Source organism: Duganella hordei (assembly GCF_040369125.1).
In the GTDB taxonomy this organism is placed as follows: Bacteria; Pseudomonadota; Gammaproteobacteria; order Burkholderiales; family Burkholderiaceae_D; genus Rugamonas; species Rugamonas hordei.
In genome coordinates this window covers 31,344-48,528 of sequence record NZ_BPWI01000026.1, presented here as the reverse complement: position 1 = coordinate 48,528, position 17,185 = coordinate 31,344, and the positions used below count along the sequence as shown (strand labels likewise).

The following is a 17,185-nucleotide window of genomic DNA, read 5'->3' as shown; positions in this document are numbered from 1 at the left end:
ATATGCAAACAGTTCCAAGCGTCATCCGGCGGCACTGCGGTGCTGGCGTCAGCCATGGCGCCGGGGGGCTCGTATGATCGATATCCAGACGCTGCTGGGACAGGGCAATCCGCCGCTGGTCGGGATCGACATCAGCACGTCCAGCGTGCGGCTGGTGGAATTGACGCAGAGCAAGGGCGACATCCGCCTCGAGCGCTACGCCTCCGAGCCGCTGCCGCGCGGCGCCGTGGTCGACGGCAATATCGAGAACATGGACCAGGTGGTCGAGGCGGTGCGCCGGGTGTGGAAGAAAAGCGGCACCCGCGCCAAGCACGCCGCGCTGGGCATGCCGCCCGCTTCCGTGATCACCAAGAAAATCATCCTGCCGGCCGGCATGTCGGAAGACCAGCTGGAAGTGCAGGTCGAATCCGAGGCCAGCCAGTACATCCCGTTCGCGCTCGACGAGGTCAGCCTGGACTTCGACGTCATCGGCCCGGCCGCCAATTCGCCGGAAGACATCGAGGTCATGCTGGCCGCCTCGCGCCGCGAAAAAGTCGAGGACCGCGTCGCCATCGCCGAAGCGTCCGGCCTGAAGGCCACCGTGATGGACATCGAATCCTACGCCGCCCGCGCCGCGCTCGACCGCGTCACCGCCCAGCTGCCCGAGGCGGGCGCCGGCCAGGTGGTGGCGCTGTTCCAGGTCGGCGCCCAGGTCACCCATATTTCCGTCATGCTGGACGGCGTCACCGTCTACGAGCGCGAGCAGCCGTTCGGCGGCAACGCGCTGACCCAGGACATCGTCCGCTCCTACGGCATGGCCTTCGACGAGGCCGAGTCGCGCAAGAAGTCCGGCGACCTGCCCGACAACTACGCCGCCGACCTGCTGGCGCCGTTCCTGGAAAGCGCCGCGCTGGAAGTCACGCGCGCCATCCAGTTCTTCTACACGTCCACGCCGTACACCAAGGTCGACCAGCTGTTCCTGGCCGGCGGCTGCGCGCTGCTGCCCGGCCTGCTGGAACTGGTGGCCAGCCGCACCAAGATCTCCAGCGCCGTCATCTCGCCGTTCAAGGGCATGCAGCTGGCGCCCTCGGTGCGTGAATCGCAGCTGCGCAGCGACGCGCCGGCTTACCTGGTCGCCTGCGGCCTGGCCTTGCGGAGGTTCGGCTGATGATCAGAATTAACCTGCTGCCGCACCGCGAGGAAAAGCGCAAGCAAAAGAAGGCCGCCTTCTTCGCGCTGCTGGCGCTGGGCGCCATCGTCGGCGTCGGCGTGGTGCTGCTGGTCGGCGGCTACAACGCCCGCGCGATCTCGATCCAGAATGAACGCAACCAGGTCATCAAGACCGCCATCAGCGGGCTCGACACGAAGATCGCCGAGATCGCCACGCTGAAGCAGGAAATCGAAGCGCTGAAGGCGCGCCAGCAGGCGGTGGAAGACTTGCAGGGCGACCGCAACCAGCCGGTCTACCTGATGGATGAGCTGGTCAAGCAGACCCCGCCCGGCGTCTACCTGAAAGGTTTCAAGCAGGAGGGCCAGAAGGTGTCGCTGCTCGGCTATGCGCAGTCGCAGGAGCGGGTGTCCGAATTCCTGCGCAACCTGGCCGGCGTGTCGCCATGGCTGGAGCGGCCGGACCTGATCGAAGTGCACTCAACCGGCCTCGGCCAGGGCAAGACCGCCAAGAAGGTGGTCGAGTTCAGCATGGCGGTCAACATCAAGCGTCCGCGCGACAAGGACCTTCCCGCCGATGGCGCCAAGGGCAAACCGCCCGCCGCGCCGGGGGCTGGCGTCCACACGGCAACCGGCCTGCCGCCGGCCAAGAGCTAGGAGCGGCGCCATGGCAAAGAATCTCAATTTGAACCTGATGGCGGCCCAGCTGGCCGACCAGTTCCGCAACCTCGGCGACCGCCACCCGGGCCAATGGCCGGTCGCGCCGCGCGTGTTGTGCAGCATCGGCGTGATGGCGGTGGTGGTCGGCCTCGGTTATTTCTTCTACTGGCAGTCGCAGTTCGAGGAGCAGGACGCCGGTGCCCAGGCGGAACTGAAACTGCGCGACGAATACAAGATCAAGACCGCGCAGGCGGTCAACCTGGAGGCGCTGCGGGCGCAGAAAGTCCAGGTCGACCAGTATGTCGACCGCCTGCAGAAGCAGCTGCCGAGCAAGGCCGAGATGGCCGCGCTGCTGACCGACATCAACCAAGCCGGTTCCGGCCGCGGCCTGCAGTTCGAGCTGTTCAAGCCGGCGCAAGTGGTGGTCAAGGATTACTACGCCGAATTGCCGATCGACATCCGCGTCACCGGCAGCTACCACGACATCGGCGCCTTCGCCGGCGACATGGCCAACCTGCCGCGCATCGTCACGCTCAACAACATGACCCTGAACACCGGCAAGGACGGCGTACTGACCCTGGAGGCGGTGGCCAAGACCTTCCGCTACCTGGATCCGGAAGAGGTCAGCGCCCAGCGCAAGGCCGCTGCCGACAAGAAGAAGGCGGCGAAAAAATCATGAAGATACTGATCCCGCCCATGGCGCCGTTGTTGCCGCTTCTATTACCGCTTCTGCTGCTGTCCGGCTGCGGCGACAGCGACGTGCAGGAAGTGCGCACCTGGATGAAGCAGGTCGACTCGCAGGCCAAGGTGGCGGTGCCGCCACTGGCCGAGCCGAAGACCTTCATCCCCTTCGCCTACGTGCCGAACGACGCGGTCGACCCCTTCAACCCGAACAAGCTGCTGGCCGAGCTGGCCAAGGCCTCGGCCAAGGGCGGCAGCGGCATCCGGCCCGACATGGACCGGCGCAAGGAACTGCTGGAGAGCTATCCGCTCGACACCATCAAGATGGTCGGCACCATGCAGCAGCGCGGCGTGTTCTACGCGGTGCTGCAGATCGACCGCTCGGTGCACCATGTGGTCGTGGGCCAGCACATAGGCCAGAATTTCGGCCTCATCACCAGCATCGGCGATGACGCTGTCAGCATCAAGGAAATCGTACAGGATGCGACCGGCGACTGGGTCGAACGCATGTCGAAGTTGGAACTGCAGGAAAGCAAGGAGAACACCAAATGACCGCTCACCACATGCCCCGGCGCGCACTGGCGGCCGCCACCCGGGCGCCTGCGCGGGCCTTGACGTGCGCCTTGATGGCGCTGGCGCTGGCCAGCCAGCTGGCCGGCACCGCCCAGGCGCAGACCGCCGCCGCCACGCCCGCTGCGGCCGGCAACGCCATCGAATCGATCAGCGCCAACCAGCAGGGCGCCAACGTCATCGTCAAGATCGCGCTGAAGAACGCGCCGGACAAGCTGCCGATCGGCTTCGCCATCACCAATCCGCCGCGCATCGCGCTGGACTTCGGCGCCACCTCCAACGGCACCGGCAAGAGCGCGCAAGACCTGGCGCTGGGCGACCTGCGCAGCGTCAACGTGGTGCAGGCCGGCGAGCGCTCGCGCCTGGTGTTCAACCTGAAGCGCAGCCTGAACTATGCCACCGCCATCGACGGCAACTCGGTGATCCTGACCATCGACGGTTCCGGCGGCCTGGCCACGGCGGTCGACTCGCGCGGCCTGCCGGTCGCCGCCACGCCGGCGCCGGCCGGCCGTCAACTGCTGCGCGACATGGATTTCCGCCGCGGCGCCAACGGCGAAGGCCGGGTCGTGGTCGACCTGCCCAACAGCCAGGTGGCGGTCGACGTGCGCCAGACGCCGAACGGCGTGGTGGTCGACTTCCTCAAGACGGGCGTGCCGGAGAGCCTGCGCCGCCGGCTCGACGTGGGCGACTTCGGCACCCCGGTGTCGCTGGTCACCACCGTGCCGCAGGGCGACAACACGCGCATGACGATCGAGGCGCGCGGCCTGTGGGAACAGACCGTCTACCAGAGCGACACCCAGCTGGTGATCGACGTCAAGCCGATCAAGGAAGACCCGAACAAGCTGACCCAGGGCACCCAGGGCTACCGCGGCGAGAAGCTGTCGTTCAATTTCCAGAACGTCGAAGTGCGGGCGGCGCTGCAGGCGATCGCCGACATTTCCGGACTGAACATCATCACCAGCGACAGCGTCAGCGGCAACCTGACCTTGCGCCTGAAGGAAGTGCCGTGGGACCAGGCGCTGGACGTGGTGCTGCAGGCCAAGGGCCTGGACATGCGCAAGAACGGCTCGGTGCTGTGGATCGCGCCGAAAGAGGAATTGCTGACCAAGGAAAAGCTGGAGCTGGAACAGCGCGCCCAGATCGCCGACCTTGAACCGCTGAAGTCCGAGATCTTCCAGTTGAACTACCAGAAGGCCGACGCCTTCAAGACCGTGTTCGGCCTCGAGGGCGGCGGCGCCGACGGCAAGAACCGCATCCTGTCCAAGCGCGGCAGCGCCATCATCGAGCCGCGCACCAACCAGCTCTTCGTCACCGACATCCCTTCCAAGCTTGACGATATCCGCAAGTTGATCGCCAAGACCGATATCGCCTCCAAGCAGGTGCTGATCGAGGCGCGCATCGTCGAGGCCAGCGACACCTTCACCCGCAACCTCGGCGCCAAGCTGGGCTTTGCCGACATGCGCACGATACGCGGCGGCGACGCCGGCTACCAGATCGGCAACGGCAACACCCGCATCGGCATCGGCGGCAACCTGACCGGCGTCGGCGAAACCACCGGCCAGGTCAAGGTCACCGACAACAGCTACAACAACACCCAGTTCATCAACCTGCCGGCGGCGGCGATCAACGGCGCCGATGCCGGCAGCCTGGCGGTCAGCCTGTTCTCGTCGGCCGCCAACCGCTTCCTGAACCTGGAACTGTCGGCGCTGGAAGCGGACGGCACCGGCAAGATCATCTCCAGCCCGCGCGTGATCACCGCCGACAAGGCCATCGCGCTGATCGAGCAGGGTATCGAACTGCCTTACCAGGTGGCCACCAGCAGCGGCGCCACCTCGATCGTGTTCCGCAAGGCCAACCTGCGGCTGGAAGTGACGCCGCAGATCACGCCGGACGGCAACGTCGTCATCGACGTCGACGTCAACAAGGACAGCGTCGGCCAGGAAACCCGGGCCGGCTTCGCCATCGACACCAAACACGTCAAGACCCAGGTCATGGTCGAGAACGGCGGCACCGTGGTGCTGGGAGGGATCTATCAGCAGACCGAGCGCAACACCACCGACAAGGTGCCGCTGCTGGGCGACGTGCCGGTGCTGGGCTACCTGTTCCGCAGCAACAGCCGCACCAACGACAAGACAGAATTGCTGGTCTTTATCACGCCGAAGATCGTCGCCGATCGGCTGTCGACGCGCTAAGTAACTGAATCGCAGGTAACTCTATGACCACTATGGAAAGAAGCACCATGAAAAAATTTACCGGATGGCTGGCCGCGCTGGCCTGTTCCAGCCTGCTGGCCGCTTGCGGCGGCGGCGGCGGTTCGCCTGGCACCAACAGCAACGGCGTGGCGCCGTCGAAGGTGGCCACCGTGGTGCTGACGTCCAGCGCCGCCACCATCGCCTCCTCGGGCCTGGACGGCACCGAGGTGACGCTGACGGCCATCGTCAAGGACAGCGGTGGCAACGCGCTGGCCAACGAGACCGTGAGCTTCAATGCCAGCTCCGGCACCGTCAGCAGCACCAACCGCGTGAGCGACAGTTCGGGCAAGGTGGTTGAAAAGCTCAGCGTCAAGGGCGACGCCTCGCTGCGCACCATCACCCTCAGCGCCAGCGTCGGCAGCGTCAAATCGACCGACATCAAGATCGACGTGATCAACGCCGTGCCGACGCTGTCGCTGACCACCGACTCGGGCACGCTGGCCTCGGCCGGCACGGCCGGCAACGAAGTCAACGTGGTGGCGCTGGTGCGCGACTCCAACAACACCGTGATGCCGGGCGTGACCGTCGACCTGAAGGTCGATTCGGGCAGCCTGTCGCTGACCAATCGGGTCTCCAACGCCCAAGGCCTGGTGACAGAGAAACTGGGCACCGGCGGCGATTCGACCTCGCGCGCGATCAAGATCACCGCCACCGTTCCCGGTGCCACGCCGGTCACCACCGTCGTCAACGTCGCCGGCAACAAGCTGACCATCAACGCCCAGCCGACCATCAACGTGGGTGCCAGCGCCGACGTCACCGTCAAGCTGGTCGATTCTGCCGGCAATGCCTTGGCCGGCAAGCCGGTGGTGTATGGTTCCAACGCCAACTCGCTGACCGTCAAGGGCGGCGGCTCGGCCGTCACCAATTCGGCCGGCCAGCTGGTGCTGACCTATGCCGCCAGCGGCGGCACGGCCGACGTGATCACCGTCAAGGCGGCCGGCGAAACCACCACGGCCGGCATCGCGATCAATTCCTCGACCTTCGGTGTCAAGGTGCTCGATGCCGGTGGCAACGTCATCACCTCGGCGTTCATCGGCGGCTGCCAGCAGGTCGCCGTGACCGGTGGCCCGAGCGGCAACGTCACCATCAGCAGCTCGCGCGGTGTGGTCTACGCCAATTCGGCTTGTACCTCGCAGCTGGTCGGCACGCTGCCGCTGGCAAGCGGCGCCGCCACCGCGTATGTCAACGCCAGCGGTCCGGGCGTGGCCACCATTACGGCCACCGCCAGCAGCCTGACCACGCAGACCGACCTGGAATTCATCGCGCCGCTGACCGGCATCGCCACCATCAGCGTGCAAGCCGATCCAGCAGTTATAGGAGTCAACACGTCAGGCAGCACCACGCAGCAGACCACCTTGCGCGCTGTGGTGCGCGACGGCACCGCGCAGAACAACGTGGTCAAGAACGCGCAGGTGGCGTTCTCCATCGCGACCGACCCGAGCGGCGGCACGCTGACCCAGCCTGCATTGGTGATCACTGGCGCCGATGGCGCCGCCACGGTCAGCTTCATCGCCGGCACCAATCCGTCGGCCAAGGATGGCGTGCAGATTCGGGCCAGCATCATTGGCGGTTCCGGCGCCAGCGCGGTGGCCAGCCTGACGGTGGCGCAGAAATCGCTGTTCATCAGCGCGGGCACCGGCAATACGGTGTCCGTGCCATCCAGCGCGCTGTACCAGCTCGACTACGCCGTCGTGGTGACCGACGCCGCCGGCAACGCCGTGCCCAGCGTCAAACTGACCGCTTCAGTGCTGCCGACCTCGTACTACAAGGGCGTCATGCAGTACACGGTGCCGTTGGGGCCATGGTCGCCTGTGCGCAGCGCCCAGTGCGCCAACGAGGATGGCAACCATGACGGTATCCTCGACAGCGGCGAGGATACCAACGGCAACGGCGTGCTCGATCCCGGCATACCGGTCTCGGTCACCACCAACGTCACCACCGATGCCCAAGGGCGGGCCGTGGTCTCGCTGGTGTATCCGAAGGACCGCGCCTATTGGCTCGATGTCAACCTGACGGTACGAGGCCAGGCCAGCGGCACCGAGCCAGGCTACGTCGGTCTGGTACACTTGCCGGGTTTGTCGGCCGATTATGCGATCCAGGCCATATCGCCGCCAGGCATCACCAGCCCCTATGGGACCTCAACCTCATGTACTACCCCGAATTAACCCGGATTTTTCATGCCTAATGTGTTTCTAGTCGGCCTGATGGGGGCAGGAAAAACCACCATCGGCCGCATCCTGGCCCGCAAGCTGGGATTGCGTTTCATCGATTCAGACCACGAGATCGAAGCCCGCACCGGCGCCTCGATCCCGTGGATCTTCGAAATTGAAGGGGAGCAGAGTTTCCGCCGGCGCGAGGCGGACGTCATCCGCGAGCTGACCGGGCAGCAGGACCTGGTGCTGGCCACCGGCGGCGGCGCCATCCTCAACGCCGACAGCCGCGCCTTCCTCAAGTCGCGCGGCACCGTGATTTACCTGCGCGCCACCGTCCACAGCATCCTGCAGCGCACCGCGCACGACAAGAACCGGCCGCTGCTGCAAACGGCCGATCCGCGCAAAAAACTCGAAGAATTGATGGCCGTGCGTGATCCTTTGTACATGGAAATTGCCGATGTAGTAATCGATACCGGCCGACCTAACGTACAATCGATGGTCCAAACCATTTTGACCCAGCTGGAAACGAGGGCCTGCGAGGCCTCGCCCAACTGCGTCACACAAGCCGAACCATCGATGAACGAAGAATCCACTATCCTGTTAAATGTCGAGCTGGGCGAGCGCAGCTATCCCATCTCCATCGGCCCCGCGCTGCTCAACGACGGCGCGCTGCTGGCGCGTCACGTCAACGGCGGCAAGGTCGCCATCATCACCAACACCACCATCGCGCCGCTGTACCTGGCGCGCGTCGAGGCAGGCCTGCGCGGCGCCGGCAAGGACGTGATGTCCATCGTGCTGCCGGACGGCGAAGAGTTCAAGAACTGGTCCAGCCTGATGCAGATCTTCGACACGCTGCTGGCCAACAAGGCCGATCGCAAGACCACGCTGATCGCGCTGGGCGGCGGCGTCATCGGCGACCTGACCGGCTACGCGGCCGCCAGCTATATGCGCGGCATCGATTTCATCCAGGTGCCGACCACCCTGCTGTCGCAGGTCGATTCCTCGGTGGGCGGCAAGACCGGCATCAACCACCCGCTGGGCAAGAACATGATAGGCGCGTTCTACCAGCCGCGCGCGGTGATCGCCGATACGTCGACCCTGGAAACCCTGCCGGCGCGCGAGCTGTCGGCCGGCCTGGCCGAGGTGATCAAGCACGGCGCCATCATCGACGCCGCTTTCTTCGACTGGATCGAAGCCAACATGGCCAGGTTGATGGCGCGCGACAAGGGCGCGCTGGCCTACGCCATCGCCCGTTCCTGCGAGATCAAGGCCGACGTGGTGCGCCAGGACGAGCGCGAAGGCGGCCTGCGCGCCATCCTGAACTTCGGCCACACCTTCGGCCACGCGATCGAGAACGGCCTCGGCTACGGCGCTTGGCTGCACGGCGAAGCCGTCGGCTGCGGCATGGTGATGGCGGCCGACCTGTCCCATCGCATGGGCCTGGTCGACGCAGCCACCGTGGCGCGCATGCGCGCGCTGGTGGCGGCGGCCGGCCTGCCGGTCAAGGCGCCGGACCTGGGCGCCGAGCGCTGGCTGGAGCTGATGGAAGTCGACAAGAAGAACGAGGGCGGCGCCATCAAGTTCATCCTGCTCAAGCCGCTGGGCGCGCCCAGCATCACCAACGCGCCGCGGGAGCTGCTGCTGGCCACGCTGGCAGCCTGCGTTTGATCGGATCCCCCGCCATGCTGCCCGACGAATTCCTCGCCCCTTACGCGGCCCATTCGGCGGGCGGAGCGGGGCGCCGCTTTCCTGAAACGGCGCACGCCTCGCGCAGCCAGTTCCAGCGCGACCGCGACCGCATCATCCATTCGTCGGCGTTCCGCCGGCTGGAATACAAGACCCAGGTGTTCCTCAACCACGAAGGCGACCTGTTCCGCACCCGGCTGACGCACAGCCTGGAGGTGGCGCAGGTCGGCCGTTCGCTGGCGCGCAACCTGCGGCTGAACGAGGACCTGGTGGAAGCCATTTCGCTGGCGCACGACCTGGGCCATACGCCGTTCGGCCACGTGGGCCAGGACGTGCTGAACGAATGCATGAAGGACCATGGCGGCTTCGAGCACAACCTGCAAAGCCTGCGGGTGGTGGACGAGCTGGAAGAGCATTACGGCGCTTACGACGGCCTGAACCTGATGTTCGAAACCCGCGAGGGCATCCTCAAGCACTGCTCGCTGAACAATGCGCGCCTGCTGGGGCCGGTCGCCCAGCGCTTCATCGACCGCACGCAGCCGTCGCTGGAGGCGCAGCTGACCAATCTGGCCGACGAGATCGCCTACAACAGCCACGACATCGACGACGGCCTGCGCTCCGGCCTGATCTCCATCGAGCAGCTGGAGCAGGTGGAATTCTTTGCCCGGCTGTGGCACGACGTGCAGCAGACGTTCCCGGGCCTGTCCGGCCGCCGCGCGATCTACGAAACCCTGCGCCGCCTGATCACCGCGCTGGCGGACGACCTGATCGTCACCTCCAGCGTCTTGCTGGCCGACGCCGCGCCGAAGAGCATAGACGAGGTGCGTGCGGCGCCGCCGCTGATACGCTTTTCCGATGCCATGCGCAAGGATGCGACCGAGCTCAAGCGCTTCCTGCGCGAGAACCTGTACCGCCATTACAAGGTCAACCGCATGCGCGTGAAAGCCAGCCGCATCGTGCGCGAGCTGTACGGCGCCTTCATGGCCGAGCCGGTGCTGCTGCCGCCGGACTACCAGGACAAGTCGGGCGACGTGGGCAAGCAGGCGCGCAAGATCGCCGACTACATCGCCGGCATGACCGACCGCTACGCCATCCGCGAACACCGCCGCCTGTTCTCGCTCGACGAACTTTGAGCCGGCTCAATCGTGCTCTATTGAGCATGCACCCTCATCGGATCATGATGAGGGATGGACGAGCAAATCACACAACTGGATCGTCGCCTGACCTCGGTTGAGGTCGAGGTGGCATCGCTTGCGGCCGAGGCATCGGTTGCACGCTCGCAATACGCCACCAAGGAAGATCTGGCCAAGCTGGATGCGCGGGTGGCCGTTATCCAATCCAACTATGTGACGAAGGAAGATCTGGCCACCCTGGACAACAAGCTCAGCGGAAAGATCGCTGCGATGGACGGCAAGCTGAGTGGTGACATCGCCGCGCTGGACAGCAAGCTGAGCAGTGAAATCGCTGCGCTCAGGTTGCAAGTGTCCGAGCTGGAAAACCGCATGATGCGCTGGTCCCTGGCCACCATCATCACTGTGTCCGGCGTGGTGGTGGCCGTCGTCAAGGTCTGGTCTTAAAACATTCTCTGCTGCGCAGCCTTGCTGTCGCCGAGCAATTCCAACAGCAGCTTCTTGATCGGCGCCGGCAGCGGGGCGTCGGCGATGCGCGCGGCGTCGTACCAGACGTGGCCGGACTCGGCGGCCATCGCCAGCCGCCGCGCCAAGGTCACACGGTAGGGCGCGATGTGCAGCTTGTAGTGCGTGAACACATGCGTCACCGTCGATAGCCGCTCATGCGATTCCATCTCGCCGAACTTGCCCACCGCTGACATCAGCGCATCGTCCTCGGCCGCCGGCACGTCGTCGTCCTCGGCCAGCAAGTGGCCGTCCAGTTCCGGCAGCGACAGCAAGCCGCCCCAGATGCCGCTTGGCGGACGCTGTTCCAGCAGCACCTGGCCGCCGTCGATAATCGCCAGCATCACCGCATGTTTTTCCGGGCTGCTTTTCTTCGGCTTGCGCACCGGCAGGTCCTTGGTGCGGTCGCTGGCGTAGGCCACGCAGCGCGGCTGCATCGGGCAGCGTTCGCACGACGGGCTGCTGCGCGTGCACAGGGTGGCGCCCATGTCCATCAAGCCCTGCGTGTACGATTCGATGCCTTGCTCCGGCAACAGCGCCTCGGCGCGGCGCCACATCATTTCCTCGGTCTTGCGCTCGCCGGGATAGCTGTCGATGCCGAACACGCGGGCAAACACGCGCTTGACGTTGCCGTCCATGATGGCCGCCCGCGTGCCGCTGGAAAACGCCGAGATCGCCGCCGCCGTCGAGCGGCCTATGCCGGGCAACTCCGCCAGCAGGGCCGGATCGGACGGGAACACGCCGCCGTACTCGGCCACCACGCGCTGCGCGCACTTGTGCAGGTTGCGCGCCCGCGTGTAATAGCCCAGGCCGCTCCACTGCGCCATCACATCCTCGACCGGCGCCGCCGCCAGGTCGCGCAAGGTGGGGAAGCGCTCCAGGAAGCGCGCGTAATAGCCCAGCACCGCCGACACCTGCGTCTGCTGCAGCATGATTTCCGACAGCCAGATCAGATACGCGTCGCGCGTGTTTTGCCAGGGCAGCACATGGCGTCCATGCACTTTTTGCCAGCCGATCAGATCCGCCGAAAAGCTGGGATCCGCAAAATTCTCCACTGCTACAACCTTCATTCTTTTCCTAGATTAAGCCGCGGCGTCCAGCGCCACGAATTCCGCATTGATGGCGATGCTGATATTGCCCGCCAGTTCATTGAGCCGCGCCTTCTGCGCGTCCAGCTCCTGCTGGCTGCTTTCAAACGCATCAATTTTCTGCTCCAGGCTGTCCGTCGCATCGTGGATGCGCTGGATCGACGCCAGCCGGTGCTTCAGCTGGTCCTTGTGCTGGCGGATCTGCGCCTCCAGCGGCGCCATGATCACCTTCAGCCACGCCTCGGCGTCGTTGTTGGCCGACTTGAAGCAGCCGCGCACGCGCGAGGCGATGGTGTCGAAAAACTTCTCCATCAGCACCACCCGGCTGGTGGTCAGCAAGGTCGCCGTGCCGAACTGCTTGTAGTAGATCGCCTCGATGGCGACGATCTCCTCGCGGTAGCGTTCCAGCGAAAACGGCATCGGCAGCGCCAGCGTCAGCCCGTGCTCGTTGGAGAAGCGGCGGTACATCACGCCCATCATCTCGGCGATCTCCACGGTCTTGCTCTCGGCCGCGTCGAGGTTGGCGCGGATGCGCTCGAAGTAGTTGCGCACCGCCTCGCGCACGCCGGTGAAGAAGCGGCTGCGCTGCATTTCCTCGCGCACCTGGTCGATGTCGTCGCGCACGATGTCCATGCCCATGCTGGTGTACAGCTCGGTGGACAGGCGGGTGAACACGGCGCGCGTGGCCTGCAGCTTGAACAGGCTGGCGTCGAATTCCTTTTTCTCGACGTCGATGCGGCGCATCATGTGCGCGATCACGCTCTGGTTCTTGCCGCGCAAACTCTTCAGCTCATGCAATTGCTCGACGATGCCGCGCACGCGCGCGTTGACCAGGCCCAGTTGCGCCGCGCTGAGCGCCTGCAGCTCCTCGCTCAGCTGCCTGCGGACGATTTCCTTCTTGGCCGGGATCAGCTCGTTGAACAGCGCGCTTTCCAGCGACTGCAAGCGGCTGCGCTCGAGCAGCGCGCGGTCCTGCGTAATCTTGGCCACCAGCGCCTTTTGCGCCGACACGGGAAACACCTGGCGCGGCTCCAGCGCCAGCACGTGGGCGACGTTGGCCTGCTGGCGCTCGATCTCGACGTTGACCTCGGCTTCGCTGCGCAGCTCGTCCCACATGCTGTCGATCTTGTTCAGCACCACCAGGCGGCCGGCGCCGGCGCCGATGTGGTTGCGCCAGACTTCGATGTCGCTCTTGGTCACGCCGGTGTCGGCGGCCAGGATGAACAGCACCGCGTGCGCGTTCGGAATCAGGTTCAGCGTCAGCTCGGGCTCGGTGCCGATGGCGTTCAGGCCCGGCGTGTCGAGGATCACCAGCCCCTGCTTCAGCAGCGGGTGCGGGAAGTTGATCAGCGCGTGGCGCCACAGCGAAATCTCCACCATGCCCTGGTCGTCCAAGGTGACCGGCATGTCGGGATCGTCCTCGTCGTACAGGCCGTAGCGCTTGGCTTCCTCGACCGGCACGTGGCGCGTCATGCTGACCTGCTTGAACACTTCGTGCATTTCGTCGGCGGCGTCCAGGTTCAGCGGCAGCACGGTCCACGCGGCCGGCTGGTCGCGGTAGTCGCTGGTGGACAGGTGGTCGGCGCGGGTCTCGATGGGCAGCAAACGTATCGACGGCGCCATGCTGGGATCGTACATCAGCTCGGTCGGGCACATGGTGGTGCGGCCGGCGGCGGACGGCAGGATGCGCTGGCCGTAGTCGGCAAAGAAGATGGCGTTGATCAGCTCGGATTTGCCGCGCGAGAATTCGGCGACAAACGCCACCGACAACTTGTCGTCGGCCAGCCGCGCCAGCGTGCGCACGATGCGCTGGTCGGTGGCGGCGTCGGTCAGGGACGCCTCGGCCACCCAGGATTGATAATTTTTTAACGCGGTGACGACACCCTGCCGCCACGCGCTGTATTGCTCGAAATCCCTGACCATCATGTCTGCCCTTATTTTTGGCAATTCACACAGTAGAACGTGGACCGCTGCCCCTGCTTGATCTGCCGTATCGGCGCCGCGCACACCTTGCAGGGCACGCCAGCACGATCATAGACGAAATAAGTCTGCTGGAAATACCCGGATTGCCCGTTGACGCTAATAAAATCGCGCAAGGTGCTGCCGCCCTGGACAATGGCCTCGGCCAGGATCTCGCGCACCGCCTGCGCCAGCTTTTCATAGCGCGCCAGGCTGATGCGCCTGGCCGGCGTCTTCGGATTGATGCCGGCGCGGAACAGGCTTTCCGAAGCATAAATATTGCCTACGCCGACAACGATATCGCCGGCCAGCAGCACCAGTTTGACGGCCGTGCTGCGCTGGCGCGTCTGATCGTACAGCAATTTGCCGGAAAATCCCGGTTCCAGAGGCTCCACGCCCAAGCCGCGCAGCAGCACGTGATGCTCCAGCAAGCCGTCGGCGGCGTCGTGCCACAGCACGGCGCCGAAGCGGCGCGGGTCCTTCATGCGCAGCACCTGCAAGCCCTGGGGAGCCTGCACGACGAGATCAAAATGATCATGTTTTTCCGGCTCGATGCCGCTATCCATCACCCGCAGGTGGCCCGACATGCCGAGGTGGACGATCAGCGTGCCGTGCTCGAAATGTATCAGCAAGTATTTGCCGCGGCGCCCGGTCCGCAGCACCTGCCGTCCGGCCAGCAGCTGCCGCAGCTGCGGCGGAAACGGCCAGCGCAGGCCGTCGCGGCGCATCACCACCGTCTCCACGGTACGGCCTTCGATATGGGGCGCGACGCCGCGGCGCGTCACTTCAACTTCTGGTAATTCTGGCATCTGAGAGGCAGGCAGTCGAAATTATGGGATGGCACAGTCTGGCTGAGGCGGAATATTTGGTTACACTAGTCAAAAGACGCAATCAATGTGATGGGCGTAAAATCCGACTGACGCTGTACCTTTTGCCGACTTGCCAGGATCTTCCCTTGAAAAACGCTTTCGCCATTGTAACCCTCTCTGCCTTGCTGTCGGCGTGCGCCGTGGCGCCGCAAAAACAGGCCGAGTCCGCCGCGACACCCGGCCCGGCCCCTGCGGTCGCGCCGGACAGCGCCGCGCCGGCCGAGGATGGCGTTGCCGCCGCCCCGGCGCCTGCCGAGGATGCGCTGCCCAACACCGAACTGACCGGCGATCTGCTGTTCCGCATCACCAAGGCCGAACTGGAATTCAAGCAGGGCAAATGGCAGGGTTCCTACATCACCATGATGGCGCTGGCGCAGCAGACCCGCGACCCGCGCCTGGCGCGCCGCGCCGCCGAAATGGCGCTGGCCGCCAAGCAGGGCGGGGAAGCGCTGGCGGCGATTCGCCTGTGGCGCAGCCTGGCGCCGGATTCGGACGAGGCCACCCAATACTTCCTCGGCTTCGCCGTCGTCAACGACGACCTCAGCGAAGCGGAGCAGATTTTTACCGACCGCCTGAAGGCCGCGCCGGTGGCTGGCCGTCCGCTGGCGATGTTCCAGATGCAGCAGTTCCTGCTGCGCGCCAAGGACAAACGGGCCGCCTTCGCGCTCGAACAGCGCGTGCTGGCGCCCTACGGCGACACGCTGGAAAGCCATCTGATCCTGGCGCAGGGCGCGTTTGCGCTGGGCGACAACGAGCGCGCCCGCACCGAGGCGGAAAAGGCGCTGGCCATCAAGCCCGATTCGGAACTGGCGATCCTGACCACGGCGCAGGTGTCCGGCGACATCGACAGCGCGATGAAGACGCTGTCCGCCTTCCTGGAAAAATATCCGAACTCGCGCGAGGTGCGCGCCGCCTACGCCCGCATCCTGGTCGACGCCAAGCAGTACGATCCGGCCCGCAAGGAATTCCTGACCCTGCTGAAAGACCAGCCGGACAACCTGGCCACCTTGTACGCGCTGGGCGTGATGGCGATGCAGACCAACGATGTGCCGTCGGCCGAGAAATACTTCACGCAATTCGTCAACGTGCTGGCCGACCATCCCGGCGATGAGCGCGATCCGTCCAAGGTGCTGATGATACTGTCGCAGATCGCCGAGCAGCGCGGCGACCTGGACGCGGCCTACAACTGGCTGGAGCGCGTCGACGGCAGCGATGAAAAGATCTTCCTGGCCGCGCGCATGAAGATGGCGTCGCTGACCGCGCGCAAGGGCAATGTCGACGAGGCCCGCAAGCAGCTGGCCGAGCTGAAGCCGTCCGAGCCGGCCGACCAGGCGCAGGTGTTCCAGGCCGACGCCCAGATCCTGCGCGACGCCGGCGACAACCGTGCCGCCTACACCGTGCTGGAAAACGCGGTCAAGCGCTACCCGGACAATCCCGACCTGCTGTACGACTTCGCGCTGATCGCCGAGAAACTGGGCCAGCTGGAACTGATGGAAAAAGCGCTGCGCCAGGTGATGATCGCCGCGCCCGACAACCAGCACGCCTACAACGCGCTGGGCTACTCGCTGGCCGAGCGCAACGAGCGCCTGCCGGAAGCCTACGCCTTGATCGACAAGGCGATGAAGATGGCGCCGGGCGATCCCTTCATCATGGACAGCATGGGCTGGGTGCAGTACCGCATGGGCAACCTGAACGAGGCGGAAGCCTTGCTGCGCCGCGCCTACGCCCTGCGCAGCGATCCGGAAATCGCCGTGCACCTGGGCGAGGTGCTGTTCGTCAAAGGCGACAAGAACGGCGCGCAGCAGATGTGGCAGGAAGCCCAGAGCAAGGACCCGAAAAACGACGCGCTGAAAAGCACGCTGGCGCGCCTCAACCAAAGCCTATGATACGACCATCCTCCCTGATACTTGCCGCCGCGCTGGGCGCGCTGGCCGGCTGCGCCACCACCTCCGCGCCGCGCTCCGGCGCCGCTGTCGCGCCGTACCGCGACAGCATCGACCTGGCGGGCCGCATCGCCATCAACTACAGCCGGGACGGCAAGCGTGAATCGCTGAGCGGCAAGTTCACCTGGCAGCAAAGCAAGGCCAATACCGACGTCAGCCTGATCTCGCCGACCGGCCAGACGGTGGCCGTCATCAACGTCACGCCGTCGTCGGCCACCTTGAAGCAAAGCGGCAAGGAGGCGCGCACCGCGCCCGACCTCGACAGCCTGACCACGCAGACGCTGGGCTGGACCTTGCCCGTATCGGGCCTGCGCGACTGGCTGCAAGGCTACGCCACCGCCGTGGACGGCAAGCGCTTCGTCGCCACGCCGGCCAACGACAGCGTCGTCACGCGCGACGGCTGGAAGCTCGACTACGTGTCATGGCAGGATGACGCGGCGGCCGTCCCGCAGCCGAAGCGCATCGACGTCACGCGCATCGCGCTGGGTCAGCAGGTCGATGAGATGGCGATCCGCATCGTCATCGATCCGGTTGCACAGTAAAA

At 65.4% G+C, this 17,185-nt stretch carries 14 protein-coding genes; 11 read left to right on the top strand and 3 right to left on the bottom strand.

Annotated features, from left to right (window positions below):
- The first annotated feature begins 73 nt into the window (after positions 1 to 73).
- Genes ABWW33_RS30975 through ABWW33_RS30935 form a run of 9 tightly spaced genes read left to right on the top strand, consistent with a single transcriptional unit; the run spans position 74 to position 10,725 of the window.
- Positions 74 to 1,147: a pilus assembly protein PilM gene (locus ABWW33_RS30975; RefSeq protein ID WP_176655279.1), complete on the top strand. Its 1,074-nt coding sequence runs from the start codon at positions 74 to 76 to the stop codon at positions 1,145 to 1,147.
- A complete protein-coding gene (locus ABWW33_RS30970; protein WP_176655280.1) occupies positions 1,147 to 1,803 on the top strand; it encodes a PilN domain-containing protein in 657 nt (218 codons plus the stop codon). The genes ABWW33_RS30975 and ABWW33_RS30970 overlap by 1 nt, the downstream gene beginning before the upstream one ends.
- Positions 1,804 to 1,813: 10 nt before the next feature.
- On the top strand, positions 1,814 to 2,485 hold the full coding sequence (locus ABWW33_RS30965) for a type IV pilus inner membrane component PilO (RefSeq protein ID WP_176655281.1): 672 nt from the start codon (positions 1,814 to 1,816) through the stop codon (positions 2,483 to 2,485).
- Positions 2,482 to 3,039: a pilus assembly protein PilP gene (locus ABWW33_RS30960; protein ID WP_353405287.1), complete on the top strand. Its 558-nt coding sequence runs from the start codon at positions 2,482 to 2,484 to the stop codon at positions 3,037 to 3,039. Before ABWW33_RS30965 ends, ABWW33_RS30960 begins: the two co-directional genes overlap by 4 nt.
- The gene (locus tag ABWW33_RS30955; RefSeq protein WP_353405286.1) at positions 3,036 to 5,249 is read left to right on the top strand and encodes a type IV pilus secretin PilQ; all 2,214 of its coding nucleotides are present in this window, start codon (positions 3,036 to 3,038) and stop codon (positions 5,247 to 5,249) included. The genes ABWW33_RS30960 and ABWW33_RS30955 overlap by 4 nt, the downstream gene beginning before the upstream one ends.
- 47 nt (positions 5,250 to 5,296) lie before the next feature.
- Positions 5,297 to 7,474, top strand: a complete 2,178-nt coding sequence (locus tag ABWW33_RS30950) for a beta strand repeat-containing protein (protein ID WP_353405285.1) — start codon at positions 5,297 to 5,299, stop codon at positions 7,472 to 7,474.
- Positions 7,475 to 7,486: 12 nt separating this feature from the next.
- Positions 7,487 to 9,130 (top strand): bifunctional shikimate kinase/3-dehydroquinate synthase AroKB, encoded by a 1,644-nt coding sequence (aroKB, locus tag ABWW33_RS30945; RefSeq protein WP_353405284.1) that lies wholly within the window; start codon positions 7,487 to 7,489, stop codon positions 9,128 to 9,130.
- A gap of 14 nt (positions 9,131 to 9,144) precedes the next feature.
- Complete coding sequence (locus ABWW33_RS30940; RefSeq protein WP_353405283.1) at positions 9,145 to 10,281, top strand: deoxyguanosinetriphosphate triphosphohydrolase; 1,137 nt, start codon at positions 9,145 to 9,147, stop codon at positions 10,279 to 10,281.
- 54 nt (positions 10,282 to 10,335) lie between these two features.
- The gene (locus tag ABWW33_RS30935; protein WP_353405282.1) at positions 10,336 to 10,725 is read left to right on the top strand and encodes a hypothetical protein; all 390 of its coding nucleotides are present in this window, start codon (positions 10,336 to 10,338) and stop codon (positions 10,723 to 10,725) included.
- On the opposite strand, the gene mutY is transcribed toward ABWW33_RS30935, so the two are convergent.
- The 3 genes from mutY to mutM are packed head-to-tail and all read right to left on the bottom strand — an operon-like array spanning position 10,722 to position 14,638.
- Entirely contained in the window at positions 10,722 to 11,852 is a 1,131-nt protein-coding gene (mutY, locus tag ABWW33_RS30930) for an A/G-specific adenine glycosylase (RefSeq protein WP_353405281.1), read from the bottom strand. The genes ABWW33_RS30935 and mutY overlap by 4 nt on opposite strands.
- 12 nt (positions 11,853 to 11,864) lie before the next feature.
- Positions 11,865 to 13,793, bottom strand: coding sequence for a dynamin family protein (locus ABWW33_RS30925; RefSeq protein ID WP_353405295.1), 1,929 nt, complete (start codon positions 13,791 to 13,793; stop codon positions 11,865 to 11,867).
- 11 nt (positions 13,794 to 13,804) lie between these two features.
- Entirely contained in the window at positions 13,805 to 14,638 is an 834-nt protein-coding gene (gene mutM / locus ABWW33_RS30920; protein ID WP_353405280.1) for a bifunctional DNA-formamidopyrimidine glycosylase/DNA-(apurinic or apyrimidinic site) lyase, read from the bottom strand.
- A gap of 146 nt (positions 14,639 to 14,784) precedes the next feature.
- Between mutM and ABWW33_RS30915 the strand changes: the two genes are divergently transcribed.
- Positions 14,785 to 16,584, top strand: a complete 1,800-nt coding sequence (locus ABWW33_RS30915; protein ID WP_353405279.1) for a tetratricopeptide repeat protein — start codon at positions 14,785 to 14,787, stop codon at positions 16,582 to 16,584.
- Positions 16,581 to 17,183: a lipoprotein insertase outer membrane protein LolB gene (lolB, locus tag ABWW33_RS30910; RefSeq protein ID WP_176655289.1), complete on the top strand. Its 603-nt coding sequence runs from the start codon at positions 16,581 to 16,583 to the stop codon at positions 17,181 to 17,183. The genes ABWW33_RS30915 and lolB overlap by 4 nt, the downstream gene beginning before the upstream one ends.
- The last annotated feature ends 2 nt before the right edge of the window (positions 17,184 to 17,185 follow it).